Below are 25,671 nucleotides of genomic sequence, written 5' to 3'. Positions count from 1 at the left end.
GTCACGCTTATTGATTTTTTTGAAGGAGATATAAATGCAAGAGGGTTCAAAACTAGAGTACAACTACTCCATTGCAAAATGGTTTTTGTACATAGCGTTGGTCACTGGCTTCATAGGTATGCTAATAGGTCTAGTTCTAGCTTTTGAGCTAGCTTATCCAGACCTAAACTACATAGCAGGTCAGTACTCGCTATTTGGAAGGCTTAGACCACTTCACACAAACGTTATCATCTATGGATTTACGTTAAGTGGTATCTGGGCTGCTTGGTATTACATTGGACAAAGAACGCTAAAGATTACTTATAATCAACATCCGTTTCTTAAGTTCATAGGTTACTTACACGTAGTTTTATATATCATCTTACTAGTTGTAGCTGTTGTTACTCTTTTTGGTGGCTTAACTCAGTCTAAAGAGTATGCAGAGCTAGATTGGCCAGTGGATATATTAGTCGTTATAGTATGGGTTGTTTGGGGTATAAGTCTTTTTGGGTCTATGGCTGTTAGACGTGAAAGAACCATATATATCTCGCTTTGGTATTTCATAGCTACCTTTACTGCTATATCTATACTTTATATATTTAATAACCTTGCAGTTCCAACCTACTTTATAGCTGGTGTAGGAAGCTTTTGGCAAAGTATATCAATGTATGCAGGAACTAATGACGCTTTAATTCAATGGTGGTGGGGACACAATGCTGTTGCGTTTGTATTCACAAGCGGTATCATTGCGTTAATTTACTACTTCTTACCTAAAGAATCTGGTAACCCAGTTTTCTCATATAAGTTAACGCTATTTTCTTTCTGGAGTTTGATGTTTGTGTATATCTGGGCTGGTGGTCACCACCTTATATATTCAACTGTTCCAGATTGGGTACAAACTCTAGGGTCAGTTTTCTCTGTTGTGTTAATACTTCCTTCATGGGGTACTGCTATAAACATGCTTCTTACTATGAGAGGTCAGTGGCATCAGTTAAAAGAATCACCTTTGATTAAGTTCTTAGTTCTTGCATCAACTTTCTATATGCTTGCAACTTTAGAAGGACCGATCCAATCAATCAGATCTGTTAACGCCCTTGCTCACTTTACAAACTGGATCATAGGTCACGTTCATGATGGTACTTTAGGATGGGTTGGCTTTACTATCATCGCTGGTCTTTATCATATGCTGCCTAGGATGTTTAAAAGAGAGATCTACTCAAAAAATATTATTGAAATCCACTTCTGGATCATGACTATCGGTATAGTTTTCTACTTCGCAAGTATGTGGGTAGCTGGTATCGTTCAAGGTATGATGTGGAGAGACTTAACACCTTATGGAGAGCTTAAGTACTCCTTTATAGATACAGTAGTTGCTATACACCCTTACTATGTCATAAGGGCTATAGGTGGTGCTTTATATCTAATTGGATTCATAATGTTTATTTACAATGTAATAATGACTATAGTAGCGGCTAAAGAGCTTACAAAAGAGCCTCAGTACGCTTCACCTATGGCAGCTTAAAAGGAGAAAATATGTTTGCATGGTTAGAAAGAAATCCATTCTTTTTTACACTGGCTTTTGTGGTTGTATTTTCCATAGCTGGGTTGGTGCAGATCTTGCCAGACTTTGCGAAGTCTTCAAGGCCACTAGAAGGTCTTAGACCTTTAACAGTGCTTGAAACAGCAGGTCGTCAAGTGTATATAAAAGAGGGTTGTATAAGTTGTCACTCTCAGCTTATAAGAGACTTTAGGAGTGAAACTATGCGTTATGGTATGTATAGTTTAAGTGGGGAATATGCTTATGATAGACCTTTCCTTTGGGGATCTGAAAGAACTGGTCCAGACTTACATAGGATAGGTGATAGTAGAAGTAGTGACTGGCATGCTAACCACATGTGGGATCCTAGATCTGTAGTTCCGGGTTCTATCATGCCTTCTTATAAGCATCTTTATAGGATAGATACAGACTTTAATACTGCTTACGCAGAAGCTTATACTCAGAAAAAAGTATTTAAAGTTCCTTATGATAAACCGGGTGAAACAAAACTTGGAACTTTAGATGATGCTAAAAAAGAGTATATGAAAGATGCTGCAGAAGTAGTAGAAGAGATGAAAAATCCAATGATAGCTGCAAGCTTTAAAAAAGGTGAAGTTAAAGAGGTAGTTGCACTTATCGCCTATCTAAATAGCTTGGGACAAAAAAGACTAGGCAAGTAAAGGATAGTTCATGACTTTGATGATAGATGGATTTGACTTATTTGGAAGAGCTAGTGCCTACTTAGTTGTAACAGTGTTGTTAGTAATTTTCTTATATGCCTATATAGTTTACCTATATAGAGCGCAAAGAAAGGGGCTTGTGGACTATGAAAAGTACTCTGATCTTGTATTAAACGATGATATAAATGATGAGCTGTTGGAGAGTAGACACAACAAGGAAGACAAAAAGAGAGGAGAAAAATAATGGGCTGGTTAAGTGATCATATAAATTTAATGAGCTTTATAGCAGCAATAGTTATTTTGGTGCTAACTATTGTCATTTCTGGTTTTTATATCAAGCAGATGAAGACCAGCAAGGCAGAAGGTGAACTAGGTGAGCACTCATGGGATGGTATTAGAGAGTTTAACAACAACATCCCAACTGGATGGCTTTTGTCTCTTTTCATCCTTATCTTGTGGGCTTTATGGTATATATTTTTTGGCTATCCATTAAACTCTTACTCACAAATTGGTGAATACAACCAAGAAGTTAGAGACTATAACGCTAGATTTGCTGAGCTTCATAAAAACATGACTACCTCTCAGTTTGAAGAGATGGGTCAAGAGATATTTTTAGTTCAGTGTGCTTCATGCCACGGTTTAACTGCAGAAGGGATTGATGGTAAAGCACAAAACCTTACTAGATGGGGAAAAGTAGAAGGTATAATGGATACTATTACTCATGGTAGTAAAGGACTAGGCTTTATGGCAGGTGAAATGCCAGCTGGTCTATTAAGCAAAGAAAGCGATAAGAGGGCTGTTGCTGAGTATGTTATGAGTGATCTTGTAAAAGATACTAGCACTAAATATGACCTAGCCTTAGTAGCACAAGGAAAGCAAATCTTTGCTAGTGCATGTGCTGCATGCCATGGAGTTGATGGTAAAGGTGATGGCGGTGGTGTAGCTGGATTTGCAGCTGATTTAACACAGTATGGTAAATTTGCCTTCCTTCAACACGTGTTAACTCATGGTAAACATGGTGAGATAGGAAAGATGCCAAGCTTCCAGTATCTTAACTTCTCAGATGTTCAAATAAAAGCCTTAGATGCATTTATAGCTTCTAAAAGACCACTTGAATAAGGAGAATGCGATGAATGGAAGATTTGGATTAAACGGGTATACAGGGTTCATAATAGCAGTCTTGCTTGTTGTCATAGGAGCAGTCATAGTAGGGTGGGGTGCTATCTATGTACAAAGGAAGAATGCAACTGATTACTACACTATAAATACTTCGTCTTTACAGATGAAGAGTGTAGATAACAGCAAGGCTATTACATATCACAAAGTAAAGGAGTAATACAATGAAACCTAAACTTACTGGATTAGAAAAATTAGTGGCTTTTGCACTAGTGGTTATTGCGATAGTTAGTATAGTTGTGGCTTTAGTGCCTAACTTCTTATTACACGCGGTATAAGCGATAAGTTTTGAAAAAATACATTCTGTGCATACTTTTAGTAGTATGCACATTTTTACAAGCACAGGATATAAGCCAAGATAAGCCTTATAAAGATTTTGTAGTTGGCGATCAGACCCTTATAAAAGGCGGTCTAAAAGGCATAGATATAATCTCTGGAGAGCTAAGGGATAAGGCTGGTTTTTTTGTGTACATATCACTAGTTGATAAAACTCCCACATATACAAAGATAGATAGTAAGATAAATGATCAAAGCCTAAAACAAGCCTTTGATAATAGACGTATTTATGAAGACAATGTAATTAGAAAGCTAAACTCCCCTTATGCGATTATCTTTTTTTATAAGCAAGACTATAAGATAAATGTAAGAACTGATAGCAGTTTTTTAAATCCTAATGAGCTTTTAGAAGACTATGCTTATCCATACTTGCCGCTTAGTAATGAAAAACCTATGCAAAAGGAAGAGAAAATTGACTATTCTCTGTTTAACTTATACTCTGCTATTGTGCAACAAAGTGCAAAGCATTATGGAGTAAAAGTTCAGTCTGCTTTTAACCCATCAGACAAGCCTGAAGGGATCATAAAGTGGTTGTTGTATCTGATGCTTATAGTGCTAGTAGGTCTATTTTTATATGGGACTTATAAGAGTAAGCAAAGAAAAAAGGCATAAGATAAAGGATATAGATGAAAAAGAAGACTTTTTGGCCTATAGGCATCATAGGCATCATTATCATAGGCATAATATTTATAGGTCTTATTATTTATGCTTCTTCTAAGCAGCCAATAGAGACTAATAGCAACTATGGGCTATCAAAGAACTATGTAGATCACAACATTAACGATATGTTAAAAATGCAGTATCAGTTTGAAGAAAACTACACTGTTTTTGCAGGCACTAAAGATGGTGATGAGATAGGATATGACAAGCTAAAAACTCCTTATTTTAGTGTTGATCAAAGAAGTTTTGAGCACATAGGAAGGAAGTTTGATGAAAAGCTTCACCACAGCATACTTACCGATAGTGATGATGAGATCTTTTTAAAACTAAATCCAGTAGTTAAAGACCCAGCAGCCAAGATAGAATCTATCTACTTAAAACTTTCTAGGATAGATACCAATATAGACCTAGACTATAACATGATACAAGATAAGGCTAATTTAGAGCTTTACACTGTAAAAGTTAAAGATCTTCAAAAGCTTGGTAGATATGATGGTGTGTTTACTATTAAGTATAAGCTTAATAGAAAAGAGCACTACATAACCTATCAAAAAACTTTTTACTATAATGAAGAATTTTAGGGTTTTCATAGAAAAACTAACTTACTTTCTTAAGACTAAAAAACTTACTAGTCTTAAAGAAAGCCTTACTTTAAAGGCTTTTATCAAAAAAGATTCTAGTCACAAAGGTTTTAAAGAAGCTTTTATCCTCCCAGATCTAATCTATGCTTTGATAGTCACTTCTTTAAGCTACTACACTATATTTTTACTGCAGTCTCATATAACAACTGCTTTGAATGAGCCACTTTTTACTAACCACATGTTAGCTAAAAGCACACTTATAAATGAAGTTAGGCTTGATGGCACGCCAACTACTAAGCTTTTAACAAATAGTGCTTTAACTTATAACATCAAGCACTACAGTGCTACAGTTGGCACAGAAAGCTTAAGATACATCAAGTTTGAAAGTGTAGAGTGAAGCGTCTTAGCCCAGCTTTTTCCATGCTAGAAGCCCTCTTAGCTATCATAGTGCTAGCTATCATTGGCATAGGTGTGACTAAAAGCACAGCCGCACTAAAACTTCAAAATGCAGCCATCAGCCTTACAAGCACAGAGCAAGGAAGGCTTGTCCAAACCCACATGCTTTTAAGTAACTATCTAGTAGATGCAAATCCTAACTCTCTTAGCCTCACTAAAGATAGACTAGAGTGGGAGGGCTATGATGACTTATACCTAGCACCAAAAGAAGGTAAGTCTTTTTTAGATTCTAAACCTACTTTAAAGTCTCATATCTTAGAGCTTAAAAATAGCAGTCTTTTTTTAGATGGCGCCCTCCTTCTTGATAAAGTGCAAAAACTTGACGCAAGGATAGAATCTAATCCTCTAGATAGCAGTCTTGATGCACTGCACCTAGAGATATGCACTAAATCTTGCCTAAGTGATATGGTTATCTTACATGGCGTTTATATCAAGCTTTAAAAGCCTTAAGGATGGGAGTTTTAAAAGTGGCTTTGCTAGCTTGTATGCCCTAGTTATAGCCCTAAGTATAAGCCTTGTTGTCATCTCTTCACTTCATATAAGTTTCCAAAGAAAAGAAGACGCACTAGCTTTGCACATCCACTCTCAGTCTTTACTTTATATATCTAGTCTTAAAGATATGGCACTGCTTTGTCTAAGAAAGCATGGCTTAGAAAAGTGTGCAACCCAAAGTCTAGATCTAAGTCCTCACTTCAAAGGAAGCTATTTTGTTAATAGACTAGATGACAAAAGCCTTTTGCTAGATATAGTTGTGGAATCTAAAAGCCCGCTTAGCACTCACAACCTGCGTGCTATAAAACGCTTCATATTAAAGGAAGACTAATGGAAAACTTATTACTTAAGGCTAAAGAGCTAGGAGCAAGCGACTTACATATAACACAAGATGGCGTGTACTTTAGGGTTAAAAAAGAGCTTTTAAGACAAGATGTCCAAGTAGATCTAAGTGCCTTGCTTGTGGACTTAAAGCAAAAGTATAGTCTAGAGTTTGAAAGAAGTAAGACTTTAAGACTAAAAGAGTTAAATCTTAGAGCTAGCCTTTATAAGTCTAAAGGCAGCCTTTCTTTAGCCTTAAGGATCTTGCCTTTAGAAGTCCCAAGTTTTCAAAGCTTAGGCCTTCCGCTAGTACTTTCAGACATCTGTGATAAGTTGCATGGTTTAGTGCTAGTTTGTGGTGCTACAGGCAGTGGGAAAAGTAGCACTATTAGTGCCATGATAGATTATATAAACGCTAACTTTAACAAGCACATAGTCACTATAGAAGATCCAGTAGAGTACATGCACGCTAATAAAAACTCCCTCATAAGTCAAAAAGAAGTAGGTCAAGATATATCTAGCTTTGAATCTGGTCTAAACGCAAGCTTACGCCAAGACCCAGATGTAGTAGTTATAGGAGAGATACTAAGTCCTAAGATTCTAAAAGAAGCCATCATGCTATCTTTAAGCGGGCATCTTGTGATAAGTACTTTCCATGCTAGTGATGCAGTAAGTGCGATACTTAGAATCTTAGGCAGCTTTGAAAGTGATATGAGGGTTAATCTAGCTGATAGTCTTAGTGCCTTAGTATGTCAAAAACTGCTTTGTATAGAGGGGGATATGAGGCTAGATTGTGAGATCTTAGTTAATACGCCTGCGATTAAGTCGCTTATAAAAGATGACAAAGTTGCCCAGATACAAGCACAAATCGCTATGGGCAGGGAGTTTGGCATGCAGAGTTTTAGGTTTTAAATCTTAAGGCTTTTTAAAACTATGTAAGCTAATTAAGCACTAATTACAGCGAAGTACAATAAAAAAGGGCTAGATTAGACCTATAAGCTTTTGTCACTAATAAAAGCTTATAAAGTTTATCTAGCCCTAAGCGATCTTAAAAAGACAAAGGTTTAAGTTTTTGTTGTGACTATAAACATACAAAATATAATCACTCCTAAAAACTTAAGTCTTTAAGTAGTTTAAAGTTAGTTATAAAGATCAAACATACAAAAAGATCTTCATAAACTCTTAGACTACTTTTTAAGTAATGCATCCCACCCACCCAAACCCAAAGAGTTAAGATTCTTAAATAAATAGAATCTTAAATCTTAAATATTTAATTGCCAAGTAGATCTAAAGACCTTCTAGCAATGACAAATATTTCAAACACATATAACTCTTACTAACTCATATCAACAACCCCCAAGCTTTAGTCTAATGGTTGTTATCTAATCTCCTAGTTACTTCCAAAGTAGTAGGTATAGTTAAATGAGATATCACTACTAGCTGTATTAGGCATGGTATTTCTAAAGTAGTACTGATACTCTAGTGATACTGCTTGATGCTTACCTATAAAGGCTATAAGCCCAGCTTTAAGAGTAGGCATTAGTGAAGGGGTGTTATTAGCACTTGCCCTACGTCTACGCTCTGCTTCACTTTCTTCATTAGCAGCTGCTATTCGATTTTGTCTTTTAAGTTCATCTAGTTGAGCTGTTACTGCACTTAGTTGAGTTTTAGTACTTTCTAAATCACCTTGAGCCTTAGTTAGATTTGTATTAGCTGTGCCTAACTCAGCTGTTAGATCTGTAACTTGCTGTTTAGCAGCATTTAAAGCTTTTGTTTGTTCTGGAGTTAGCTGACCTGAAGTTGCTTTTAAGGCTGCAACAGTTGTATTTGCTGTATTTAAATCTTCTTGTATCTTAGACTTTTCAGTTGTTAAAGTACTTATTTGACTTTTTAAATCCGGTATGGTTTTATTGTTAGCTGTATCTAGCTGGGACTGTAAAGTATCTGCTCTATTTTGTTGTGTAGTCTTATCGCTATTTGCTTGGTTTAGTTGGTTTTGGAGATCATTTAATCTAGAATTTGCAGAGCTTAATTGAGAATTTAACCCCGATATCCTAGTATCTTGCATTTGTTTGATAAGAACGGCTAGATTGTTTATAGTGTCTTTTAGGTCTGCAGCAGCCTGTAGCTGTTGTCCTCCAGCATAACTGCTTGGTACCACTAGAGCAGCCGGACCCAAAACTGAAAATCCTGAAACCTTGCCTGCACTAGCTTGTGCAGCAGCTATGTAAATATTTGCATCTTGAAAGTTGCCACTTTTTGCAGAGCTATATGCCTGCTTAGCCTTAGCTATTGCATCATTATAATTATTTGATTCAGTGCCACTATTTATATGATCTGGTAATGTATTACCATTAGCAGCTGGATTGTCAATCCCATTTATCCTAGCCACAGCAGCCCCAACTACACTATCACCACTAAAGTTTCCTCTTCCATTACTACCACCATCATTAGTCCTTATAGCAACACCAGCGCCTATTATATAACCTAGTTTTATATAGCCTGTGCTTCCAAGTTTAAAGGCTTGTATAAAGTCTAAGTTAACTGAGTACTGAGGATTAAAACTAGAAGTACTACCTATAGAGTTAGCTCCTACTCCTATAGTCGCTTGTAAACCTAGCGTGCTAGATCTAGTAGTAGTAAAGATTCCAGTACCTAGTTTTAACTTAGCATCTAGTCCTGCATTGGGCGCTAGATTTACATTAAAGCCCTTATTAGTATTTATATCTAGTCCTGTGCCAACTCCAGCCCCCAGTAAGAACTTAACTCCTCTTATGTCATTATTACTACTAGAGCTTATACTTTCTCTAGAGTGACTACCTCTTTTATGATGGGTAGCAGCCATAGCCACACTACTTAAGCTAGCTATCAAGCTAGTAGCTAGTATTATCTTAGTAACCTTTTTCATCTTTTATCCTTTTTACTTTTAGAATTTAATTACCACTAACTTAGTGAGTTAGAAAATTCTAATTGTTTTTTTTTTTTTTGTATTAAAGGAAGCTTAAAGTGAAAACTTTTATAAAAAATATTTATTAGTTAATACTAAAAATGAAATAAGATTTTACTTTTAGCTATTTTTAGCTCTTTTTCACTTTAAATATTAAAATGATCTTTTACTAAAATAGAAGAAAGAAAGAGAAGGCTTAACTTTTACATAGTGAGAGAAGCTTAGCTTTTAGTATTAGTAAGTTTAGGTTGGTGGTTTGTGGAGTTGGATGGAAATTAGTAAAGACTTAGCTTTTAAAAAAGTGCGTTTAGTGACTAAGCTATATTAAGTAAGAGTAAGCAAGCAACTTCAAGAGGGTGAAAAAACAAGCGATAGCGCAAGTTTCTTTGAAAAAGATTAACTAAAAACTAGGCTTGCTAAAAGGCTTTTTTGAGAAGCGCCTTTCTAGTTTTTAGCTTTTATTCTTAGTTTAATTTAGTACAGGTTAATAAAATAACTAGTATAATGAAAACTAAGATTTTCCCAATCTTTTTCATTAGGCATCACCTCCTTCCTTTTTGGAACGAGATATACACCTAAGAGGCACCACCCTCTTAGGGCAACCTCTACTTCAATTATAACAAATCAATATTTTTACTTTTTATGGATTCTTTTGATGCTTGTTTAATCGTGCCCACTGCACTCCCATGATGACGCAAACGCACAACTATTACGTTAGTGACTATGTCGCCTTTTAGTGTCAAGACAAGATAGAGACTGCTTCATTAATACTATATGCCTTAGCGTTAAGACATAAATACAAATAGATTCTATAAATTTATAGAATCTACTTTTTTAACTCAAAGTCTTATTGCATGTACTTAGTTTTTATCTAGTACTACTATCTTACCTTTATCATCTATCTTTGCGTAGATATGGCTAATTACAGTTTCATTTAACACATTTCTTTGCCTATAAGTCATGTTTATAAACACACCTTTTTTGGTGTTGGTGTCTTCTATTTGGTAGCTAGTTTTTACATGCTCAAAGCTAGTTTTGGCATTCATATGAGTTTTGACATAGTTTATAAGAGCAGCATTGCTTTCATCATCTTTTTTAAAATTAGCCATAGCATAGGTTGGATTTACATACTTTGTCTTTTGCATAAGACCACTGCTATAGTCGCTAACACAAGTCTTAAGAGGTAGGTCAAACGTGGCATCTTCTGGTTTAGTCCAGATCTCATAGTTCACACAGTTTGTAAAGTTTTGCGATAAAGAATCAGGTATATTGTTTTGCTTTAAGATTCTTGCTAAAGACTTATTTAGACCATCATCGAACTTATTGTCTTTATTGTAGGGCTTGTTATAAAAGGTATTTCTAGCATCTTTTCTTATAGTTTTTAAAAGGGTTGCATCATCATACTTGCTAGCATAGGGATTTGTGCTATCTTTCTCTGATATAGTCGGCATGCTTGTAGCGTAGTTATCAGGCAAGCTTTTTACAAGCCCTGCTATCATAAGTGCTATAGATATTACAAATAAAATCATAAAAGCATTAAACCAGCTACTTCTTTTATAAGGGCACTTTTTTATCCTCCTTTGCAAGCTTGAAGCTATCCAAAATATGGCAAATACTACAAAGTAAGCAAGGGCTAAAAAGCTTATGGCTGTCATCTTGCTTGGGGTCTCATAAAGAAACCATACAGCAAAGATGACTATCCCAACTATAAAAAGGAAGAAAAAGAATCTAAACCCTTTCTTTCTTGGCATAGTCCTTTCTCTATCTACTCTGATATAAGCAGTACCACCCCAATATAAAAGGAACAATATAACGTATAAAAGTGCGATGCCTGCGACTGCTTCCATTTAGCTACCTTTGTAAAGAGAGTTTATGTGCTTTAATGTGTCTCAAATATTACTACATATATAAAAAGAAAGTGTTTAGTAAGTAGGTTTTAAAGCTTTATTGATATTTTAAGACAAAAAGCAAGCGGCATGACTAAGCGTTATGTGTATGGACTTAAGTTTGTGCTACATGGTTTAAAAAAGATTTTTTAAATGATGCTTTATGGAATCTTTAAGATTCCATAAAACTAAGATGTGCTTTAAGATTTAGTCTTATTTATAGATGTATTCTCTAGTTAAAGGGGCGTTGTTGTTAAAGTGTTTGGTAAAGAAAAGCTGATAGATATTAACTGAGTTTACTCTAAAAGCAGACGCACAAGAATCTAGATAAAGCCTCCACATTCTTATAAATCTCTCATCATACATCTTTCTAACTTCATCAATCTTAGCTTCAAAGTTCTCACTCCACTTATCAAGTGTCATGGCGTAGTGGATCCTAAGGCTTTCTGCCATACCTAGTTCAAACTCTAAGTCTGTGCTTGCATATATAACTTCTCTTAAAGTTGGTATATAACCACCCGGGAAGATGTACTTATCTATAAAGGCGTTAGTATTACCCTCAAACTCACAAAGTATAGAGTGAAGTAAGAAGTTACCGCCTTCTTTTAATATGGATTTAACTTTTGAAAGATAAAAGCTGATATTTGCCTTGCCGACGTGTTCAAACATACCCACACTTACTATTTTATCAAGCGGTTTATCTAGCCCTAAAGCTTCCAAGCTTAGATCTTGGTAGTTTAAAAGTTTGATAGTTACTAAGTCTTCTAAGCCTTCTTCTTTTACTCTATTAGTTGCAAACTTAAACTGCTCTTCACTTATAGTGTTTCCAAAAACTCTTACACCATATTTTTTAGCAGCACTTATAGCTAGATAGCCCCAGCCACAGCCTATGTCAAGCAAGGTTTCACCTTTTTGAAGGTTTAGCTTTGCTAGGGTGTGATGTATCTTTTGAAGTTGGGCTTGCTCTAAAGAATCTTCTTTAGTTTTAAAGTAGGCACATGAATAGCTCATAGTGCTATCAAGCCATAGTTTATAGAAGTCATTACCTATATCGTAGTGACTTTTGATATTTTTCTTTTCTACATCAGTAGTTTTTGGAGGTTTTATGTCTTTAACTTTGTTTGTGTACTTTTTGATAGAGTTTTTATGAAGTAGCAAGATAGCACTATCAAAGTCTCCTTCTATCTCTATAAAGCCATCCATATAAAGCTCACCAAAGATAAGTGAAGCATCCATAGTCCCGCCAGTTAGTACCTTAGATGTAGGAGTTTTTGTAAAAACTATCTTAAACTTTGGCTCACCATCTCCTTTTTTTATAACGCCCTTATCCCAAAGCACTAATTCAAAACTTATGCTTGGGTCTACCTCATGTAACTTAGAAGCAACTTTTTTTAATACGACTTGTGCTAGCATCTACTAACCTCCTTAAAGTTATGAATATTTTATAAGTTCTAAAAAGATTCAAAAACAAACATTATAGACAAATAAAGCCATAGGCTACTTAACCAAGTCTCCTTATGCCCACTTTACTAGCCTTTCTTTTTGTTAAATTTATCTTTTATAGAATCCATTTTTATAGAATCTAGTTTTGCTTTTTAGCCTAGTTCATGCCTTGTTAATTTTACCTTGCCTTGCACTTAGCTTTTACTCAGTCTTTTTTCTGGCCCTTGTTTTTGGCTTAGATTCTAAAGTCTTATTAGAAGCTAGGATAAACACTCTTGCTATAAAAGCTATTATCAAAGTGACTAGTAAGACTTTAAAAACTACCTCACTTTGCTTATGGACTAGATTAAAGTCTACCCCTGCTGTGACACTTGCACCTTCATTTTGCATAGTGACTATTTTATTAGTGTAGTAGAAGGTAAAAAGAAATATTAAAATGGCATTTAAGATCCCTAAAAGCCATAGCAAAAAGCCACTTTTTTGGAGTTTAAAAGAAAGGCTTTCATAAACTAAGATAATGATGGCTGATATATTTAATATATAGCCAAATCTTTCAAAAATCTTAGTCATGATGATGCCTTCATCAAAGCGAGTAAGTATGCTATTTGATAAGTCATTAATCCTTAAAATCGCATTACTATCAAAGATAGTAGCCGCACTTATAGCACTTAAGACTATCCCCCCTATACAAAGTCCTAAAACTATGAGGTAGATGCTACCTGAAATCTTTTCTACTAAACGCATCGCTTTCCTTAAAACTTGATTTGACTTTTATTATATGACTAAGTGGACTTCTTTTAGATTCCTTAGTTTGGTAAAAACTTCATTTCTTTTTTCTTCATTTTCGACATACAAGCTGGTGTCTATGACTGTGTATTTGCCATTTTTTGACTGCCTATCTGAGCTTAGAATCTTAATATTGTTATTTAGATCTGCTATCTCTTTTAGCACATAGTCTTTATCACTAGTAAATATTTTATATTCCCAAATACAAGGATACTCTATCTTTTTTTCATCTGACATCTTCTTGTCCTTCGTTTATATATGTATAGATAGCATTAATCTCTTCATCAGTTAAGTAGTACCTTGGCATAACACCCTTGCCATTTATGATACCTTCTTTAAAGTGCTCATAGTCAAGGTTTGTTATATCTGGGGCTATTATCTCTTTAACCTTGCCAGACCTAGTTTTATACTTAGCGATAAAGCTTCCTTTGCCATCAACCCCATGGCACTTGATGCAAGCCACTCCACGAGGGTCTAGATAAAGCTGCCTTCCATACTCTTTATCTGTTAAGAAGTCTTGCCCAGACACTAGGTTAAAAGCAAGCACGCAAGACATAAAAAATACAAAAACAACTTTATGCAACTTCATAGCCTTCCAAAAAAAGTATATTATACGGAATCTATTTGCAAAAGGATTTAATATGACCTTATTAGATGGTAAAAAACTCTCTCTTAAGATTCAAGATGATATAACTAAAGAAGTAGCCCTTCTAGCTAAAGAGCACATTTTCCCAAGCTTAGCTGTTATACTAGTTGGCGAAGACCCAGCAAGCCAAGCTTATGTTAATATGAAGTCTAAAGCTTGCCAAAAAGTAGGCATAACTTCTATAACTTATAAGATGCCTTTAAAAACTACCCAAAAAGATCTTTTGTGCATGGTAGAAAATCTTAATCTAAACCCTCTAATAGATGGAATCTTAATCCAACTTCCCCTCCCAACTCACATAAACGCAGATGCCGTGCTAAATGCCATCACTCCTTCAAAAGATGTAGATGGCTTCCATCCAATTAATAGTGGAAAACTTACTTCTAAGCTTAATGGCTTTGTGCCAGCGACCCCTCTAGGCGTTATGGAGCTACTAAAATACTACAACATCGATATAAAAAGTAAAGATGTTACTATAGTTGGCGAAAGCACTATAGTAGGGCGTCCCCTTGCCATGCTTATGTTAAATGCAGGTGCCACAGTTACTATAGCCCATAAGTTCACAAAAGATCTAGCCTTTTTTACGCGTCAAGCTGATATCTTATGTGTGGCTACTGGTAGAGTAGGACTTATAAAAGAAGACATGGTAAAAGAAGGATCTGTAGTTATAGATATAGGCATAACTAGGATGGAAGATGGCAGTCTTAAAGGCGATGTAGACTTTGAAGGCGTAGCGCCAAAATGTAGCTATATAACTCCAGTGCCGGGGGGGGTTGGGCCTATGACTATATCTTCTTTGCTTTTAAATACAGTAAAAAGTGCTAAGTCTAGAGTTAGTAGCAAAGAGAGCTAACAGTAAAAAGAGCTAGTTTAATCTTGCTAGATTCTAGTAGATTATAGAATCTAAAATGCGTATATAGTTATGGCTATATTTTGCATTAATCTAATAAGAGAGATATCTAGCTTGTGCTTTAAATAAAAGCTAGGCTTATCTCATAGTTTATTATTTTAACCTTTATCTTAAGTCGCCTTTTTATCTAAATGTTAAAGATAAATTTTTCTTAACAATATCTGTATAATGTTAGAATCATCCTTTAAAGAAACATACAAAACAAAAGGGACGCTTTGAAAAATAAATTCTTACTAGTTGGTTTTGGCATCATCTACATACTAATAGCTATTGTTATCATAGTCTCTATAAGAGAGCTTAACTTCATAGAAAAGGGTTTATCTGAGATAAACACTATAAACTCAGTCAAGCAAAGATACGCCATCAACTTTAGGGGTAGCGTGCATGATAGAGCTATAGCTTTAAGAGATGTCATTATAGATAATGATAGTTCTGAAGTAGATTCTCACATAAAAGATATAAGGCGTCTTGAAGCCTTCTATGCAGAAGCTAAAACTAATATGCAAACTAACTTTGTAGATAAAAATGGTCTTGATGCCAAAGAGCTAGAAATCCTCTCTCGTATAAATAAGACTGAAGACACAGCACAGCCGTTAATCCAAAGTGCTATAAGCTTAAAACTATCTGGACAGAATGATGCCGCTTTAAAAGAGCTTAATAAAACTAGACCTCTTTTTACCAACTGGCTAAAGTTTATAAATGAGTTCATAGACTTGCAAGAAGCGAGGAATCAAGGCTTATCTCCAGTAGTAGATAACTCAGTAACAGTAACTTATAAGATACTAATCGCCCTTGCCATAGCACTAATAATAGTTGGCATCATAGTCATGATACTAACTGATAGATTCCTAACTAACACCATAGGGGAAAATCCAACTAAAGCACTTTTAAGCCTTTCAAATTTAAGTGAGGGAGACTTAAGGGAAGATCTAAAAACCACTAAGAAAAACTCCATCATGGAAAAGATAGCCCTTTTAAGTAAAAGACTAAAAGAAAACCTACTTTCAGTACTAAATACTGCTAATGAAGTCCATATAAGTGCACAAAATATAACTACAAGTATAGATACCACAACTCAGATAATCTCTAAGCAATCTAGCCTTACTAACCAAAACAAAGACTTTGTAACAAAGCTTGCAATTTCTATGGACACTATAAAAAGCAGTGCAAAAAGAACACTTGAAAACTCTCACACCACCCAGACTTTAAGCCAAGAGGGCAAAGATAGAGTAAGTGAGGCAGTAAGTAAGATATCTCTTGTGGCTGAGAATATAGAAGAAAGTGCTTCTTTGGTAAAAAACTTGCAAGAAAACTCAAAGCACATTAACGAAAGTGCAAACTTGATAGCAGATGTGGCTGATCAGACTAATCTTTTAGCGCTTAATGCAGCCATAGAAGCAGCAAGGGCTGGAGAGCATGGACGTGGCTTTGCAGTTGTGGCTGATGAGGTAAGAAAGCTTGCTGAAAGAAGTGCAGAAAGCAGCATAGCCATACAGCAGATAATAAAAGAAGTGGAATCTAATATAATAGACTGTGTTAAAAGCATAGAAAAAAGTGTAAGTAACGCCAAGCTTTCACAAGATATGGTCTTACATACTAATAACATGCTAGATGAAATCTATAAGAGTGCTAATAACTCTTTAGAAGATGCAAGTAGTGCTAGTGCTATCTTAGAAGAAAAGGTTGATGAGATCCTTACTTTGCAAAAAAATATAGAAGAAAGTGCGAAGATGGCAGAAAGCACTAATGAGCTTATGTTACAAAATGTAAAAGAAGTAGAGAAGTTAAAGCAGTCTAGTCAAGATATTAAAGATAATATGCAGTTTTTCAAAGTGTGATATATAAGAAAAGTATAAAAAAGTAGCATATATATAAATATATGCTACTAAAATACAACTTCTATATAAAACTAATCTTTTTTGTGTTAGTCTTTAAACACAACACAACCTAATTTACATGCATAAGGAGTAAAAATGCAAGAGCAAACTTTAGAACAAACAGAACAAACCTTCAAAGACTACGTACTTCAAACCTATGAGAGGATACCTCTTTCTTTTAAAAGAGGAGTGGGTGCTAGGCTTTATGATGATAAAGATGTAGATTATCTAGACTTTTGTTCTGGGATAGGCGTTATAAGTCTTGGGCACTCTCACCCTAAGTTTGTAAAAGACTTGCAAGACCAAGTAGCTAAGATCTTGCACGTATCAAACTACTACTATATAGAATCCCAAGGCTTAGCCGCTAAAAAGATTTTAGAGTTAGCTGGTATCAAAGAAGGAAAAGTTAGCTTTTATAACTCTGGAGCTGAGGCTAATGAGTGTGGATTTAAGATAGTTAGAAAGTGGGGTAATAAAAGAGGCAAGTATAAGATACTAACACTAGAGCAAAGTTTCCATGGTAGAACTTATGGTGCCATTACTGCAACTGCACAGCCTAGTCTTCAAAAAGGATTCTATCCGTTAGTTCCAGGCTTTGAGTATGCAAAAGACTTAGAAGATATGATAAGAAAGGTAAAAAGAGACCCAGAAGTAGCCTGTGTTTTAATAGAACTTATCCAAGGTGAAGGTGGCGTAAACGCACTAGATAAAGCACAAGTAAAAGAGCTAGAAAAAACTTGCAAAGAACATGAAGTACTTTTTATGGTAGATGAAGTCCAAAGTGGAATCTATAGAAGTGGGGAGTTTTTAGCAACTCAGATCTATGATGTAAAGCCAGATATTATAAGTCTTGCTAAAGGTCTTGCTGGAGGACTAGTCATAGGGGCTAATGTCACTACTATAAAAGAAGCACTTGTGCCAGGTGAACACGGTACTACTTTTGGAGGTAATGCCCTTTCAACTACAGCTTGTCTAAGTGCACTAGGACTGCTTGAAGAGCACTATAAAAGCGGTGCGGTTGCAAAGACAGTTAAAAAAGTAGATGAGTTTATGGATGCTATCTTAAAAGACTTTCCTAATATTTTCTTAAGTAAAGAAGGCTTAGGGCTTATGAGAGGACTTAAGGCAAAAGACCTAGATACTCAGAAAAAAGTTATAAAAGTAGCCCAGGCTGAAAGACTTTTACTTCTAAAAAGTGGTCGTAATGTAGTTAGGCTTTTACCTCCAGTTATCATTAGTGATGCTGAGCTAGAAGAGGGCTTTAAGCGTATGAGAAGTGCTTTAGAAAAGATTAAATAGGCTTATTAGAGAATTAACTTCCTTCATAAATATCACTCACAATTTTATAGAATCCTAGATTCTATAAAACTTCTTTTTTAGCACTACTTCTACTTAGTAATATCATATGTTTATATATAAGGGCAATTACTTGATAGTTTAAAGTCACTTTTTGCAAGGGTGTGTAAGAAGGGACTTTGTAAAAAGTATCATTTTACATACCCTTGCAAGAAGCGTGTAATGCGACGAAATAATCATATATTTAAAAAACTTTTTTTAGTTTTATAGAATCTGATTTTTAGATTCTATATCCCAGTGCTTTCTCATCCTACTTTCTACTGCTTGCTTATTTCTTTCCAAAAATAAAGGCTTTGACCCGCAGCTTAGTTGAAAAAATGAGGAGAGGAGGTTAACCCTTCCTAGGCAAGACGCCAAAAAAAGACCTAAGACTTACAAGGCTATCTAGTTAGAACTAGCAGTACTTGCACCTTCAGACTTAGTGGTAAACTTTTTTTCTTTGAAGGTAAAAAGCCTTACTATATTTTTCCAGTGGGTGTAAATGACTATTAGGGCGATTATTACTACTGGGACGTGAGAGTGGATTTGTGCGATTATATTTATACTATCTGGCAGCGGTATGATATGAGGCACTATAAAGGTTAGTATGACACCACAAAGCACGCCAAGCAAGGATGAAAGAGAAGAGATTTTAAAGACCTTTCCTACTACTCCCCATATGATAAGGCCTATTATTCCTTCAATTGGCATAAGGAGGATAACGCTTCCTATAGCAGTTGATACGCCCTTCCCTCCATGAAAGCCAATCCACGGACTATAGCAATGACCTATAACACTTAAGATAGCTATAGCCCACTGTGTTTCATAGCTTAAGCCCATTAGCTTAGCTATTAAGACTACTATTAGCCCTTTTATGGCATCTAGTATCAAAGTGCTTAGTGACCATATCTTAGCATTAGCCACATTGCTTTCATTTAAAGTTCGATAGACATTAGTTGCACCTATACTCTTGCTACCAGTTGTTAGGATGTTCTTTCCAGTTTTGATTTTTACTATCATCATACCAAAGGGGATCCCACCCACTAAGTAGGCTATGATGTAAAAGAGTATATTTACGTTACTTATAGTATCGAGTATGGTTTGAGCTGTGTGCATTAGTAATAGACCTTGAAACTTGGGATGATGGAATCTTTTTTATAACTGATTGTACCCTTTACATGTTTACAATGTATATAGACGAAATGTCTATTTTATAAAAAAAGTGTGTGTTTTATATAAAATTTATATTAGAATAATTGAAAAGTTTTGAGAAAAGGTAGTGAATGCAAAATCTGAAGAAAGATGAGCTAAGAGATTTAGTAAATAGCGAAGGGGAAGACGACTTTGCTAGTATGTTTGAGCAAAGCGAGAAGAAAAACAACAGTGGATCTATTAAAGATGGAGTTATTGTAGCGATTAATGATGAATATGCTATGGTTGATATAGGTAGTAAGTCTGAAGGTAGATTACCAGTAGAAGAGATTAAAGACGAAAACGGCGAGCTTTTATTTAAAAAAGGCGATAGCATACAAGTCTATACCAACAACCGTGGCGTAGTCTCTTATAAAAAGATGTTAAAGCATAAGATAACTCAAGATGAGATAAACAAGCTTAAAGCAGCTGACAACTATAAAGACAAGATTATAGAAGCTACAGTTATCAACAAAAACAAAGGCGGCTACATACTTGAAAAAGATGGCGTTGAGTACTTCATGCCTAAGTTTGCCTCTGCTTTAAAAGATGACGGAAGTAAGAAAGACGCCCACATAGGCAAGTCTTTTAAAGTGTGCATAATAGAGATTAGAGATGATTCTATAATAGTTTCAAGAAAACGCTATTTTGAAGTAAGCAGCAAAAGACAGCATGATGGATCCATATCTTTAGTGCAAAGTGGAGAAGCTTACGAAGGTGTAGTTAAAAACATAACTAACTTTGGTATGTTTGTAGATATAGATGGCATAGAAGGTCTAGTACACTATACTGAGATAAGTCATAAAGGGCCAGTTAACCCTTCTAAACTTTACAAAGAAGGTGATAAGATAAAAGTTAAGCCTATCAAGTATGATGAAGAGAAAAAAAGGCTTTCACTTTCTATAAAAGCTCTTTTTGAGGATCCGTGGCAAGAGATACAAAACGAGATAAAAGTAGGTTATGTTATAAAAGTTGTAGTTAGTAACATAGAAACTTATGGTGCTTTTGTAGACTTGGGTAATGACCTAGAAGGCTTCTTGCATATATCTGAGATATCTTGGGATAAAAGCATAAAGTATCCGGGTGACTATCTAAAAGTTGGCGAAGAGATAGATGTAGAAGTTATAGAGATAGATTCTGCAAACAGAAGACTTAGAGTATCTCTTAAAAAGCAGCAAGATAAGCCATTTACCAAGTTTGTTGAAAAGCATAAAGTTGGAGACATTATAAAAGGCAAGATTGCGACATTTACTCCATTTGGGATCTTTTTAAACCTAGGTGGTATTGATGGACTATTGCACAACGAAGATGCATTCTGGGATAAAAGCAAGAAGGCTCAAGAGATCTATAAAATAGGTGATGAGCTAGAAGTTAAGCTTATAAAGATAGATAAGACTAATGAAAAAGTAAGTCTAAGTCTAAAAGCACTAGATGAATCTCCAGTTGAGAAGTTCAGTAAAAAGTACAATGTAGATGATCCAATCTCAGGAACAGTTATAAACATACAAGACTTTGGTGTGTTTATAAAGATAAAAGATGAAAACGTAGATGCACTTATAAGAAACGATGACCTAGCCCCTCTTAAAAAAGAAGAGATCAAAGTAGGCGATGAGATAAATGGAGTTTTAGCTCACGTTGACACAGAGGCTAACAGGATCCGTGTTTCAGTAAGACGTCTTCAGAAACAAAAAGAAAGGCAAGAGCTAAGTGAGTATAGTTCAGGTAATGAAAGGATGAACTCACTAGGCGACTTACTAAAAGGTAAACTACAGTAGTGATATGTACAAAGTCGTTACTGGACTATTTGTCATCATAATTATTCTAGGAGGGTATACTTTATACCTCTTCTATGAAAGATTTAATCCACCAGCTATCAAGGTAGATTCTAGCTTAGCACTAAAAAATGCAAAAGTCATAGAGACTAGCACTTTAGGTACGGAGCCAAAGCTAGATGTTGGTGATAACTCAGGGTGGTTAGCTAAGGCTGATGTGCCAAACTCTGATTTTCAATTCCCAATCAATGTTATAAATATCAACATAAGTGTCAAAAAACCAAATGAAATGCAAGTTGACCCAACTAAGATTTTGATAGAAAACTTAGATGAATATAAATTTTTCTACTTAAATGAGATTTTGCGACAAAAGCACATAAAGTTTTCTTATTATAAAAGTGGCGATAAGCTTGCCTTGCTAGTATCTATACCAGATGCTGCACTAAGGGAGAGTATGCTAAAAGATTTTCGCTATTACAATATAAAATATCAAATTAATCAAAAGCTATAAGCTATAAAAGGATAGTCAATGCAAGAGTACCACATCATAGTTTGTGATCACATCCACCAAAAAGGTATAGATCTATTAAAGTCTAATCCAGATATAAAAGTAAGCTATCTAGCTGATATGCCTAAAGATGAACTTTTAAAGCACATTGGTGATGCTAATTGCGTTATTACTAGAAGTTCTACTAATGTAGATTCTAAGTTTATAGAAGCTGCTAAAAACACTAAACTTAAAGCCATAGTTAGAGCTGGGGTTGGAGTAGATAACGTAGATATAGATGAGTGCTCAAACTATGGAATCGTAGTTATGAACATCCCTACAGCCAATACCATAGCTGCAGTAGAGCTTACTATGACTCATATGCTATGTGCTATTAGAAGACTGCCAAGTGCAAACCACCAACTAAAACATGACCATATATGGAAACGTGAAGACTGGTATGGCACTGAGTTAAAAGATAAAAAGCTTGGAATCATTGGCTTTGGTAACATAGGCTCAAGAGTTGGCAAAAGGGCTAAGGCTTTTGAGATGGATGTACTTGCTTATGACCCTTATATCAAAGCTAGCAAGGCACTTGATATGGGTGTGGAGTACACTCAAAACTTTGAAGACATCTTAAAGTGTGACATCATAACCATACACACACCAAAAAATGCCCAAACTAAAAATATGATAGATGTCAAAGAGATAGCCAAGATGAAAGATGGCGTTATCTTGATAAACTGCGCACGCGGTGGACTTTATAACGAAGATGCACTATATGAAGGCTTAAAGTCAAAAAAGATAGCCTTTGCAGGTATAGATGTTTTTGATAAAGAGCCAGCTACTAGCAATAAGCTTTTAGAACTTGATAATATTTATGTAACTCCTCACATAGGAGCTAACACTTTAGAATCTCAAGAAAAGATAGCCCTAGAAGCCGCAAGTGCTGCACTAAGTGCTGTAAGAGGATCTGGCTATCCAAACGCACTTAATCTACCAACACTAGCAGAAGATGTCCCAGTATTTATAAAAACCTATCTTGAGTTAGCACAAAAGTTAGGATTCTTTGCAGCCCAAGTAGTAGAAGGCGCTATAAGCTCTATAAACTTAGAAGTTAGTGGGCTTGACTTAGAGCCTTATGTTGAAAACTTATTGCTTTTTGCAACAGTAGGTACTTTAAAGCCTAGCTTATCTGAAAAAGTAAGCCATATGAACGCCCTTTTTGTAGCTAAAAACAGAAGCATAAACGTAAGTTCTACTTATAAACAAAGTGCTAATCAGTTTAAAAACAAGTTGGTTTTAACGCTTAACACACAAAAAGAAAGCATCTCAGTAAGTGGCACAGTTTATGAAGATAAGATCCTTCGTTTTAGTAATGTCAATGGTTTTGGTATGGACTTAGAGCCAAATGGCAACATAATACTTTTCAGAAACACAGACGTGCCCGGCGTTATAGGAAGTGTGGGTAATACTATAGCTAAGCACAAAGTAAATATAGCTGACTTTAGACTAGGGCGAAGCATGGAAGCCAGCAAAGATAAAAATGAAGCCCTAGCTTTAATCCTAGTTGATAATGCAGTTAGTAAAGAGCTTTTAAGTGAGCTAGCAAGCATACCAGAGTGCATAAGCGTAAGATACGCTTGTATGTAGGGCACAAACCTTAAGAATACACATAATCTTTATCGTTATAGATTCTAAGATGTATTAGTTCCTAGTTTAGCTAGATAGCAGTTAGGAACTAAGACTAGCATTAGGGCTTTATCTAGCCTACAAACTTTGCAAAGTTGTAAAAAGCACTACATACTTTTAGTGCTTATCTAAAATATCTTGACTACTTACTATCACTTATCCCTATCATTCATTTACAACCAAAGCTTTTAAAGCCTTCTTTTTTATTAAATCATATATCTTAGGTAGTTTTTATATCATGTGCTAGAAGATGCCTATATTGATGTAGTAATCATAACTACCCATAAAAATGATTAATACTTTTAAAAGATAAAGTTATCTTTTTTAGCTACATCCAGTCTATGATTTGTGCTACTTCTGTGACTTCTATGCAGTTTAAAGATGTTTTGATATTTGGTGGCACATAGGGAAGTAAGACGTTTTTAAAGCCAAAAGAGGCCAACTCTTTTAGGATTATCTCAACATTTGGGATGGGTCTTATATCACCAACTAAGCTTACTTCACCCAAAAAGGCTGAGCTATGCTTAAGGCTTCTGTTTTTAAAGCTTGAAAGCACGCAGGCTATAAGGGCTAGGTCTGCACTAGTCTGACTTATCTTAATACCTCCTGCTACGTTTATAAAGACGTCATAGTGCCCAAGGCCGATTTGAAGCTTTTTTTCTAAGAGGGCTAAAAGCATGTTTAAGCGGTTGCTATCAAAGCCATTTGCAAGGCGTTTTGGCATGCCATATTCATTAGAACTAACTAGGGCTTGTATTTCTACAACAAGCGCTCTACTTCCTTCCATGATGACAGTTGCAGCACTGCCGGGCAAATCTTTTTTTTGGTGAAAAAACTGCTTGTTGGCATCTTTTGCTGAGATAAGTCCTTTTTGCGTCATCTCAAAGATTCCTATATCAGAAGTTGACCCAAAACGATTTTTAAAAGAACGCAAAATCTTTATCTGAGAGTTTTTATCGCCTTCAAAGTAAAGCACACTATCTACCATGTGCTCTAACACGCGAGGACCAGCTATAGTTCCATCTTTGGTTATATGACCTATTATAAAAGTAGCAAGGTTTTTAGTTTTAGTAAGACGCATAAGCTCAAAAGTTATCTCCCTTACCTGAGAGACAGAGCCCGGGGCTGCACTTAGATTAGGAGAGTAAAGGGTTTGGATGGAATCTATTATACAAACTTCATAGTTATCAGTATTTAAAGCTAGCTTTATTTGTTCTAGTTCTATTTGGCTTAGTAAGAAAAGATTCTCACTTAAAGCATCACAGCGAGAAGCACGCTTTTTTATCTGGTGGGCACTTTCTTCGCCACTTACATAAAGCACTTTTTTACCACTTTTGGCTATATCACCTGCCATCTTTAAAAGTAGTGTTGACTTTCCAACTCCGGGGCTTCCTCCTATTAGATAAAGTCCTCCTTGTAAGATTCCACCACCTAAGACTAAGTCAAGCTCTGACTGAAAAGAGCTAAAGGCATGAAAACTTTCTTCTTTTATATCTGTTATCTTTTCTGCTTTAGCTAGGTCTAAAGAGTTAAGACTAGTGTTAGTTATATACTCTATCTTAGTGCTATCTTTTATTTCTACTAGGCTATCCCAGCTATTACAACTTGGGCACTTGCCCAGCCACTTGGTGCTATTAAAGCCGCAGTTTTGGCACTCAAAGATACTTTTTATACTTTTAGTTTTTGCCATTGCTATCTCAAGAAGGCTACTTAAAAGTACCTTGTGAGTTTATGCATATTTGCTTGCATTTGCCATTTACACAAGACATATTGCACTGGGTTTGGTTAAAAACTCCATTTACCTCATTTGTCTTTGGCTTTCCTGTGCAAGCTACGACTATGATAGAAAGTATCATCGTGTAGAAGATAAGCTTCATCTACTTATCTTCATTAGTTAATATGGTGTTAATAGATGTTTGTATAGCCCCTTGAAGTGCGTTCATGATGTCTGAGTTTTGCAAGTTTGCCTTTTGACCTATTCCTGCTAGCTGGTTAGCATCTATCTTTTGGATGACAGTTTGAGTGTTGTACTTTGTGCTTTTAGTCATCTCGTTGTTTTGTTTTTTGACAGTTTGGAGGCTTGAAGTAACAGTTATCTTTAAAGTCTTAGTTTGAGTGTCTTTTAAAAGCCCTTCAGTTGACTTATCCTCTTCTACTATCTTATATACAGTTCTTAGCTTTTTGTTGTCTTGGTTATGAAAAACAGACTTATCAACGTTAAAGCAGGCATTATCCAAAGCGTTATCTATAGCATCTTCTACTAAGTAGTCTGGAAGATTGTCATTAGAGCTGGCATCTTTTGTTATGTCAAAAGAGCTAACATCATGCAAAGTATTGCAAGTTGACTCAGGCAGTTCCACGCTTTTAGTAGCACAAGCAGTTAGTAAAAACAGCAACGAAGCACACCCTACAAATATACTTTTTTTCATGTATTTATCCTTTTAAAACTTATAAAACTTTCGCTTTATTATAACTTTGATA

The 25,671-nt window shown here is 35.4% G+C and carries 28 protein-coding genes; 17 read left to right on the top strand and 11 right to left on the bottom strand.

Annotation, left to right across the window (positions count from 1 at the left end; all coding sequences use genetic code 11):
* Nucleotides 1-34: 34 nt before the first annotated feature.
* From ccoN to BKH40_RS03925, 11 genes are all read left to right on the top strand, one after another.
* Nucleotides 35-1,501, top strand: a complete 1,467-nt coding sequence (ccoN, locus tag BKH40_RS03975; RefSeq protein ID WP_095277154.1) for a cytochrome-c oxidase, cbb3-type subunit I — start codon at nucleotides 35-37, stop codon at nucleotides 1,499-1,501.
* Nucleotides 1,502-1,512: 11 nt separating this feature from the next.
* A complete protein-coding gene (ccoO, locus tag BKH40_RS03970) occupies nucleotides 1,513-2,196 on the top strand; it encodes a cytochrome-c oxidase, cbb3-type subunit II (protein ID WP_095277152.1) in 684 nt (227 codons plus the stop codon).
* Nucleotides 2,197-2,215: 19 nt separating this feature from the next.
* Nucleotides 2,216-2,440, top strand: a complete 225-nt coding sequence (locus BKH40_RS03965) for a cytochrome c oxidase, cbb3-type, CcoQ subunit (protein ID WP_180675111.1) — start codon at nucleotides 2,216-2,218, stop codon at nucleotides 2,438-2,440.
* Entirely contained in the window at nucleotides 2,440-3,315 is an 876-nt protein-coding gene (gene ccoP / locus BKH40_RS03960) for a cytochrome-c oxidase, cbb3-type subunit III (protein ID WP_095277148.1), read from the top strand. Before BKH40_RS03965 ends, ccoP begins: the two co-directional genes overlap by 1 nt.
* A 10-nt stretch (nucleotides 3,316-3,325) precedes the next feature.
* Complete coding sequence (locus tag BKH40_RS03955; RefSeq protein WP_095277146.1) at nucleotides 3,326-3,532, top strand: DUF4006 family protein; 207 nt, start codon at nucleotides 3,326-3,328, stop codon at nucleotides 3,530-3,532.
* A 128-nt stretch (nucleotides 3,533-3,660) separates the two neighbouring features.
* Nucleotides 3,661-4,320, top strand: a complete 660-nt coding sequence (locus tag BKH40_RS03950) for a hypothetical protein (RefSeq protein ID WP_095277145.1) — start codon at nucleotides 3,661-3,663, stop codon at nucleotides 4,318-4,320.
* Nucleotides 4,321-4,334: 14 nt separating this feature from the next.
* Complete coding sequence (locus BKH40_RS03945; RefSeq protein ID WP_095277143.1) at nucleotides 4,335-4,949, top strand: hypothetical protein; 615 nt, start codon at nucleotides 4,335-4,337, stop codon at nucleotides 4,947-4,949.
* Nucleotides 4,936-5,346 (top strand): hypothetical protein, encoded by a 411-nt coding sequence (locus tag BKH40_RS03940; protein WP_095277141.1) that lies wholly within the window; start codon nucleotides 4,936-4,938, stop codon nucleotides 5,344-5,346. Before BKH40_RS03945 ends, BKH40_RS03940 begins: the two co-directional genes overlap by 14 nt.
* Nucleotides 5,343-5,846: a hypothetical protein gene (locus BKH40_RS03935; RefSeq protein WP_095277139.1), complete on the top strand. Its 504-nt coding sequence runs from the start codon at nucleotides 5,343-5,345 to the stop codon at nucleotides 5,844-5,846. The genes BKH40_RS03940 and BKH40_RS03935 overlap by 4 nt, the downstream gene beginning before the upstream one ends.
* Nucleotides 5,824-6,228 carry a hypothetical protein gene (locus BKH40_RS03930; protein WP_095277138.1) on the top strand — a complete coding sequence of 135 codons (405 nt, stop codon included), beginning with the start codon at nucleotides 5,824-5,826 and terminating at the stop codon, nucleotides 6,226-6,228. The genes BKH40_RS03935 and BKH40_RS03930 overlap by 23 nt, the downstream gene beginning before the upstream one ends.
* On the top strand, nucleotides 6,228-7,130 hold the full coding sequence (locus BKH40_RS03925; protein ID WP_095277136.1) for an ATPase, T2SS/T4P/T4SS family: 903 nt from the start codon (nucleotides 6,228-6,230) through the stop codon (nucleotides 7,128-7,130). The genes BKH40_RS03930 and BKH40_RS03925 overlap by 1 nt, the downstream gene beginning before the upstream one ends.
* A 478-nt stretch (nucleotides 7,131-7,608) precedes the next feature.
* Here BKH40_RS03925 and BKH40_RS03920 read toward each other — a convergent pair whose 3' ends face one another.
* From BKH40_RS03920 to BKH40_RS03895, 6 genes are all read right to left on the bottom strand, one after another.
* Nucleotides 7,609-9,126 carry a hypothetical protein gene (locus BKH40_RS03920; protein ID WP_095277134.1) on the bottom strand — a complete coding sequence of 506 codons (1,518 nt, stop codon included), beginning with the start codon at nucleotides 9,124-9,126 and terminating at the stop codon, nucleotides 7,609-7,611.
* An 899-nt stretch (nucleotides 9,127-10,025) separates the two neighbouring features.
* Nucleotides 10,026-11,012 carry a hypothetical protein gene (locus BKH40_RS03915; RefSeq protein ID WP_095277132.1) on the bottom strand — a complete coding sequence of 329 codons (987 nt, stop codon included), beginning with the start codon at nucleotides 11,010-11,012 and terminating at the stop codon, nucleotides 10,026-10,028.
* 252 nt (nucleotides 11,013-11,264) lie between these two features.
* The gene (locus tag BKH40_RS03910) at nucleotides 11,265-12,464 is read right to left on the bottom strand and encodes a class I SAM-dependent methyltransferase (protein WP_095277130.1); all 1,200 of its coding nucleotides are present in this window, start codon (nucleotides 12,462-12,464) and stop codon (nucleotides 11,265-11,267) included.
* A gap of 231 nt (nucleotides 12,465-12,695) precedes the next feature.
* On the bottom strand, nucleotides 12,696-13,238 hold the full coding sequence (locus BKH40_RS03905) for a DUF4149 domain-containing protein (protein ID WP_095277128.1): 543 nt from the start codon (nucleotides 13,236-13,238) through the stop codon (nucleotides 12,696-12,698).
* A gap of 30 nt (nucleotides 13,239-13,268) precedes the next feature.
* Nucleotides 13,269-13,517 (bottom strand): DUF493 family protein, encoded by a 249-nt coding sequence (locus BKH40_RS03900; protein ID WP_095277127.1) that lies wholly within the window; start codon nucleotides 13,515-13,517, stop codon nucleotides 13,269-13,271.
* On the bottom strand, nucleotides 13,507-13,869 hold the full coding sequence (locus BKH40_RS03895; protein ID WP_095277125.1) for a cytochrome c: 363 nt from the start codon (nucleotides 13,867-13,869) through the stop codon (nucleotides 13,507-13,509). Before BKH40_RS03895 ends, BKH40_RS03900 begins: the two co-directional genes overlap by 11 nt.
* Nucleotides 13,870-13,921: 52 nt before the next feature.
* Between BKH40_RS03895 and folD the strand changes: the two genes are divergently transcribed.
* From folD to BKH40_RS03880, 3 genes are all read left to right on the top strand, one after another.
* Nucleotides 13,922-14,779: a bifunctional methylenetetrahydrofolate dehydrogenase/methenyltetrahydrofolate cyclohydrolase FolD gene (folD, locus tag BKH40_RS03890; protein WP_095277123.1), complete on the top strand. Its 858-nt coding sequence runs from the start codon at nucleotides 13,922-13,924 to the stop codon at nucleotides 14,777-14,779.
* Nucleotides 14,780-15,051: 272 nt separating this feature from the next.
* Nucleotides 15,052-16,674 (top strand): methyl-accepting chemotaxis protein, encoded by a 1,623-nt coding sequence (locus BKH40_RS03885; protein ID WP_095277122.1) that lies wholly within the window; start codon nucleotides 15,052-15,054, stop codon nucleotides 16,672-16,674.
* Between the two features lie 135 nt (nucleotides 16,675-16,809).
* Nucleotides 16,810-18,012 (top strand): aminotransferase class III-fold pyridoxal phosphate-dependent enzyme, encoded by a 1,203-nt coding sequence (locus BKH40_RS03880; protein WP_095277120.1) that lies wholly within the window; start codon nucleotides 16,810-16,812, stop codon nucleotides 18,010-18,012.
* A 261-nt stretch (nucleotides 18,013-18,273) separates the two neighbouring features.
* Here BKH40_RS03880 and BKH40_RS08715 read toward each other — a convergent pair whose 3' ends face one another.
* Nucleotides 18,274-18,426 carry a hypothetical protein gene (locus tag BKH40_RS08715; RefSeq protein WP_180675105.1) on the bottom strand — a complete coding sequence of 51 codons (153 nt, stop codon included), beginning with the start codon at nucleotides 18,424-18,426 and terminating at the stop codon, nucleotides 18,274-18,276.
* A gap of 27 nt (nucleotides 18,427-18,453) precedes the next feature.
* Nucleotides 18,454-19,164 (bottom strand): glycerol-3-phosphate 1-O-acyltransferase PlsY, encoded by a 711-nt coding sequence (gene plsY / locus BKH40_RS03875; protein ID WP_095277118.1) that lies wholly within the window; start codon nucleotides 19,162-19,164, stop codon nucleotides 18,454-18,456.
* A 167-nt stretch (nucleotides 19,165-19,331) separates the two neighbouring features.
* Here plsY and BKH40_RS03870 point away from each other — a divergent pair, with 167 nt between their 5' ends.
* Genes BKH40_RS03870 through serA form a run of 3 tightly spaced genes read left to right on the top strand, consistent with a single transcriptional unit; the run spans nucleotide 19,332 to nucleotide 23,151 of the window.
* Complete coding sequence (locus BKH40_RS03870) at nucleotides 19,332-21,014, top strand: 30S ribosomal protein S1 (protein ID WP_095277116.1); 1,683 nt, start codon at nucleotides 19,332-19,334, stop codon at nucleotides 21,012-21,014.
* Nucleotides 21,015-21,018: 4 nt separating this feature from the next.
* Nucleotides 21,019-21,522, top strand: coding sequence for a hypothetical protein (locus BKH40_RS03865; RefSeq protein WP_095277114.1), 504 nt, complete (start codon nucleotides 21,019-21,021; stop codon nucleotides 21,520-21,522).
* An 18-nt stretch (nucleotides 21,523-21,540) separates the two neighbouring features.
* Nucleotides 21,541-23,151, top strand: a complete 1,611-nt coding sequence (gene serA, locus BKH40_RS03860; RefSeq protein WP_095277112.1) for a phosphoglycerate dehydrogenase — start codon at nucleotides 21,541-21,543, stop codon at nucleotides 23,149-23,151.
* 367 nt (nucleotides 23,152-23,518) lie between these two features.
* Here the strand turns inward: serA and radA are convergent, their stop codons facing one another.
* The 3 genes from radA to BKH40_RS03850 are packed head-to-tail and all read right to left on the bottom strand — an operon-like array spanning nucleotide 23,519 to nucleotide 25,619.
* On the bottom strand, nucleotides 23,519-24,880 hold the full coding sequence (gene radA / locus BKH40_RS03855) for a DNA repair protein RadA (RefSeq protein WP_095277110.1): 1,362 nt from the start codon (nucleotides 24,878-24,880) through the stop codon (nucleotides 23,519-23,521).
* Nucleotides 24,881-24,896: 16 nt separating this feature from the next.
* Complete coding sequence (locus BKH40_RS08710; protein WP_180675103.1) at nucleotides 24,897-25,067, bottom strand: hypothetical protein; 171 nt, start codon at nucleotides 25,065-25,067, stop codon at nucleotides 24,897-24,899.
* On the bottom strand, nucleotides 25,068-25,619 hold the full coding sequence (locus tag BKH40_RS03850; protein WP_095277108.1) for a hypothetical protein: 552 nt from the start codon (nucleotides 25,617-25,619) through the stop codon (nucleotides 25,068-25,070).
* Between the last annotated feature and the right edge of the window lie 52 nt (nucleotides 25,620-25,671).

Origin of the sequence: Helicobacter sp. 11S02629-2 (assembly GCF_002272875.1) — a bacterium.
GTDB lineage: Bacteria > Campylobacterota > Campylobacteria > Campylobacterales > Helicobacteraceae > Helicobacter_I.
This window is presented reverse-complemented; position numbering and strand designations above follow the sequence as displayed.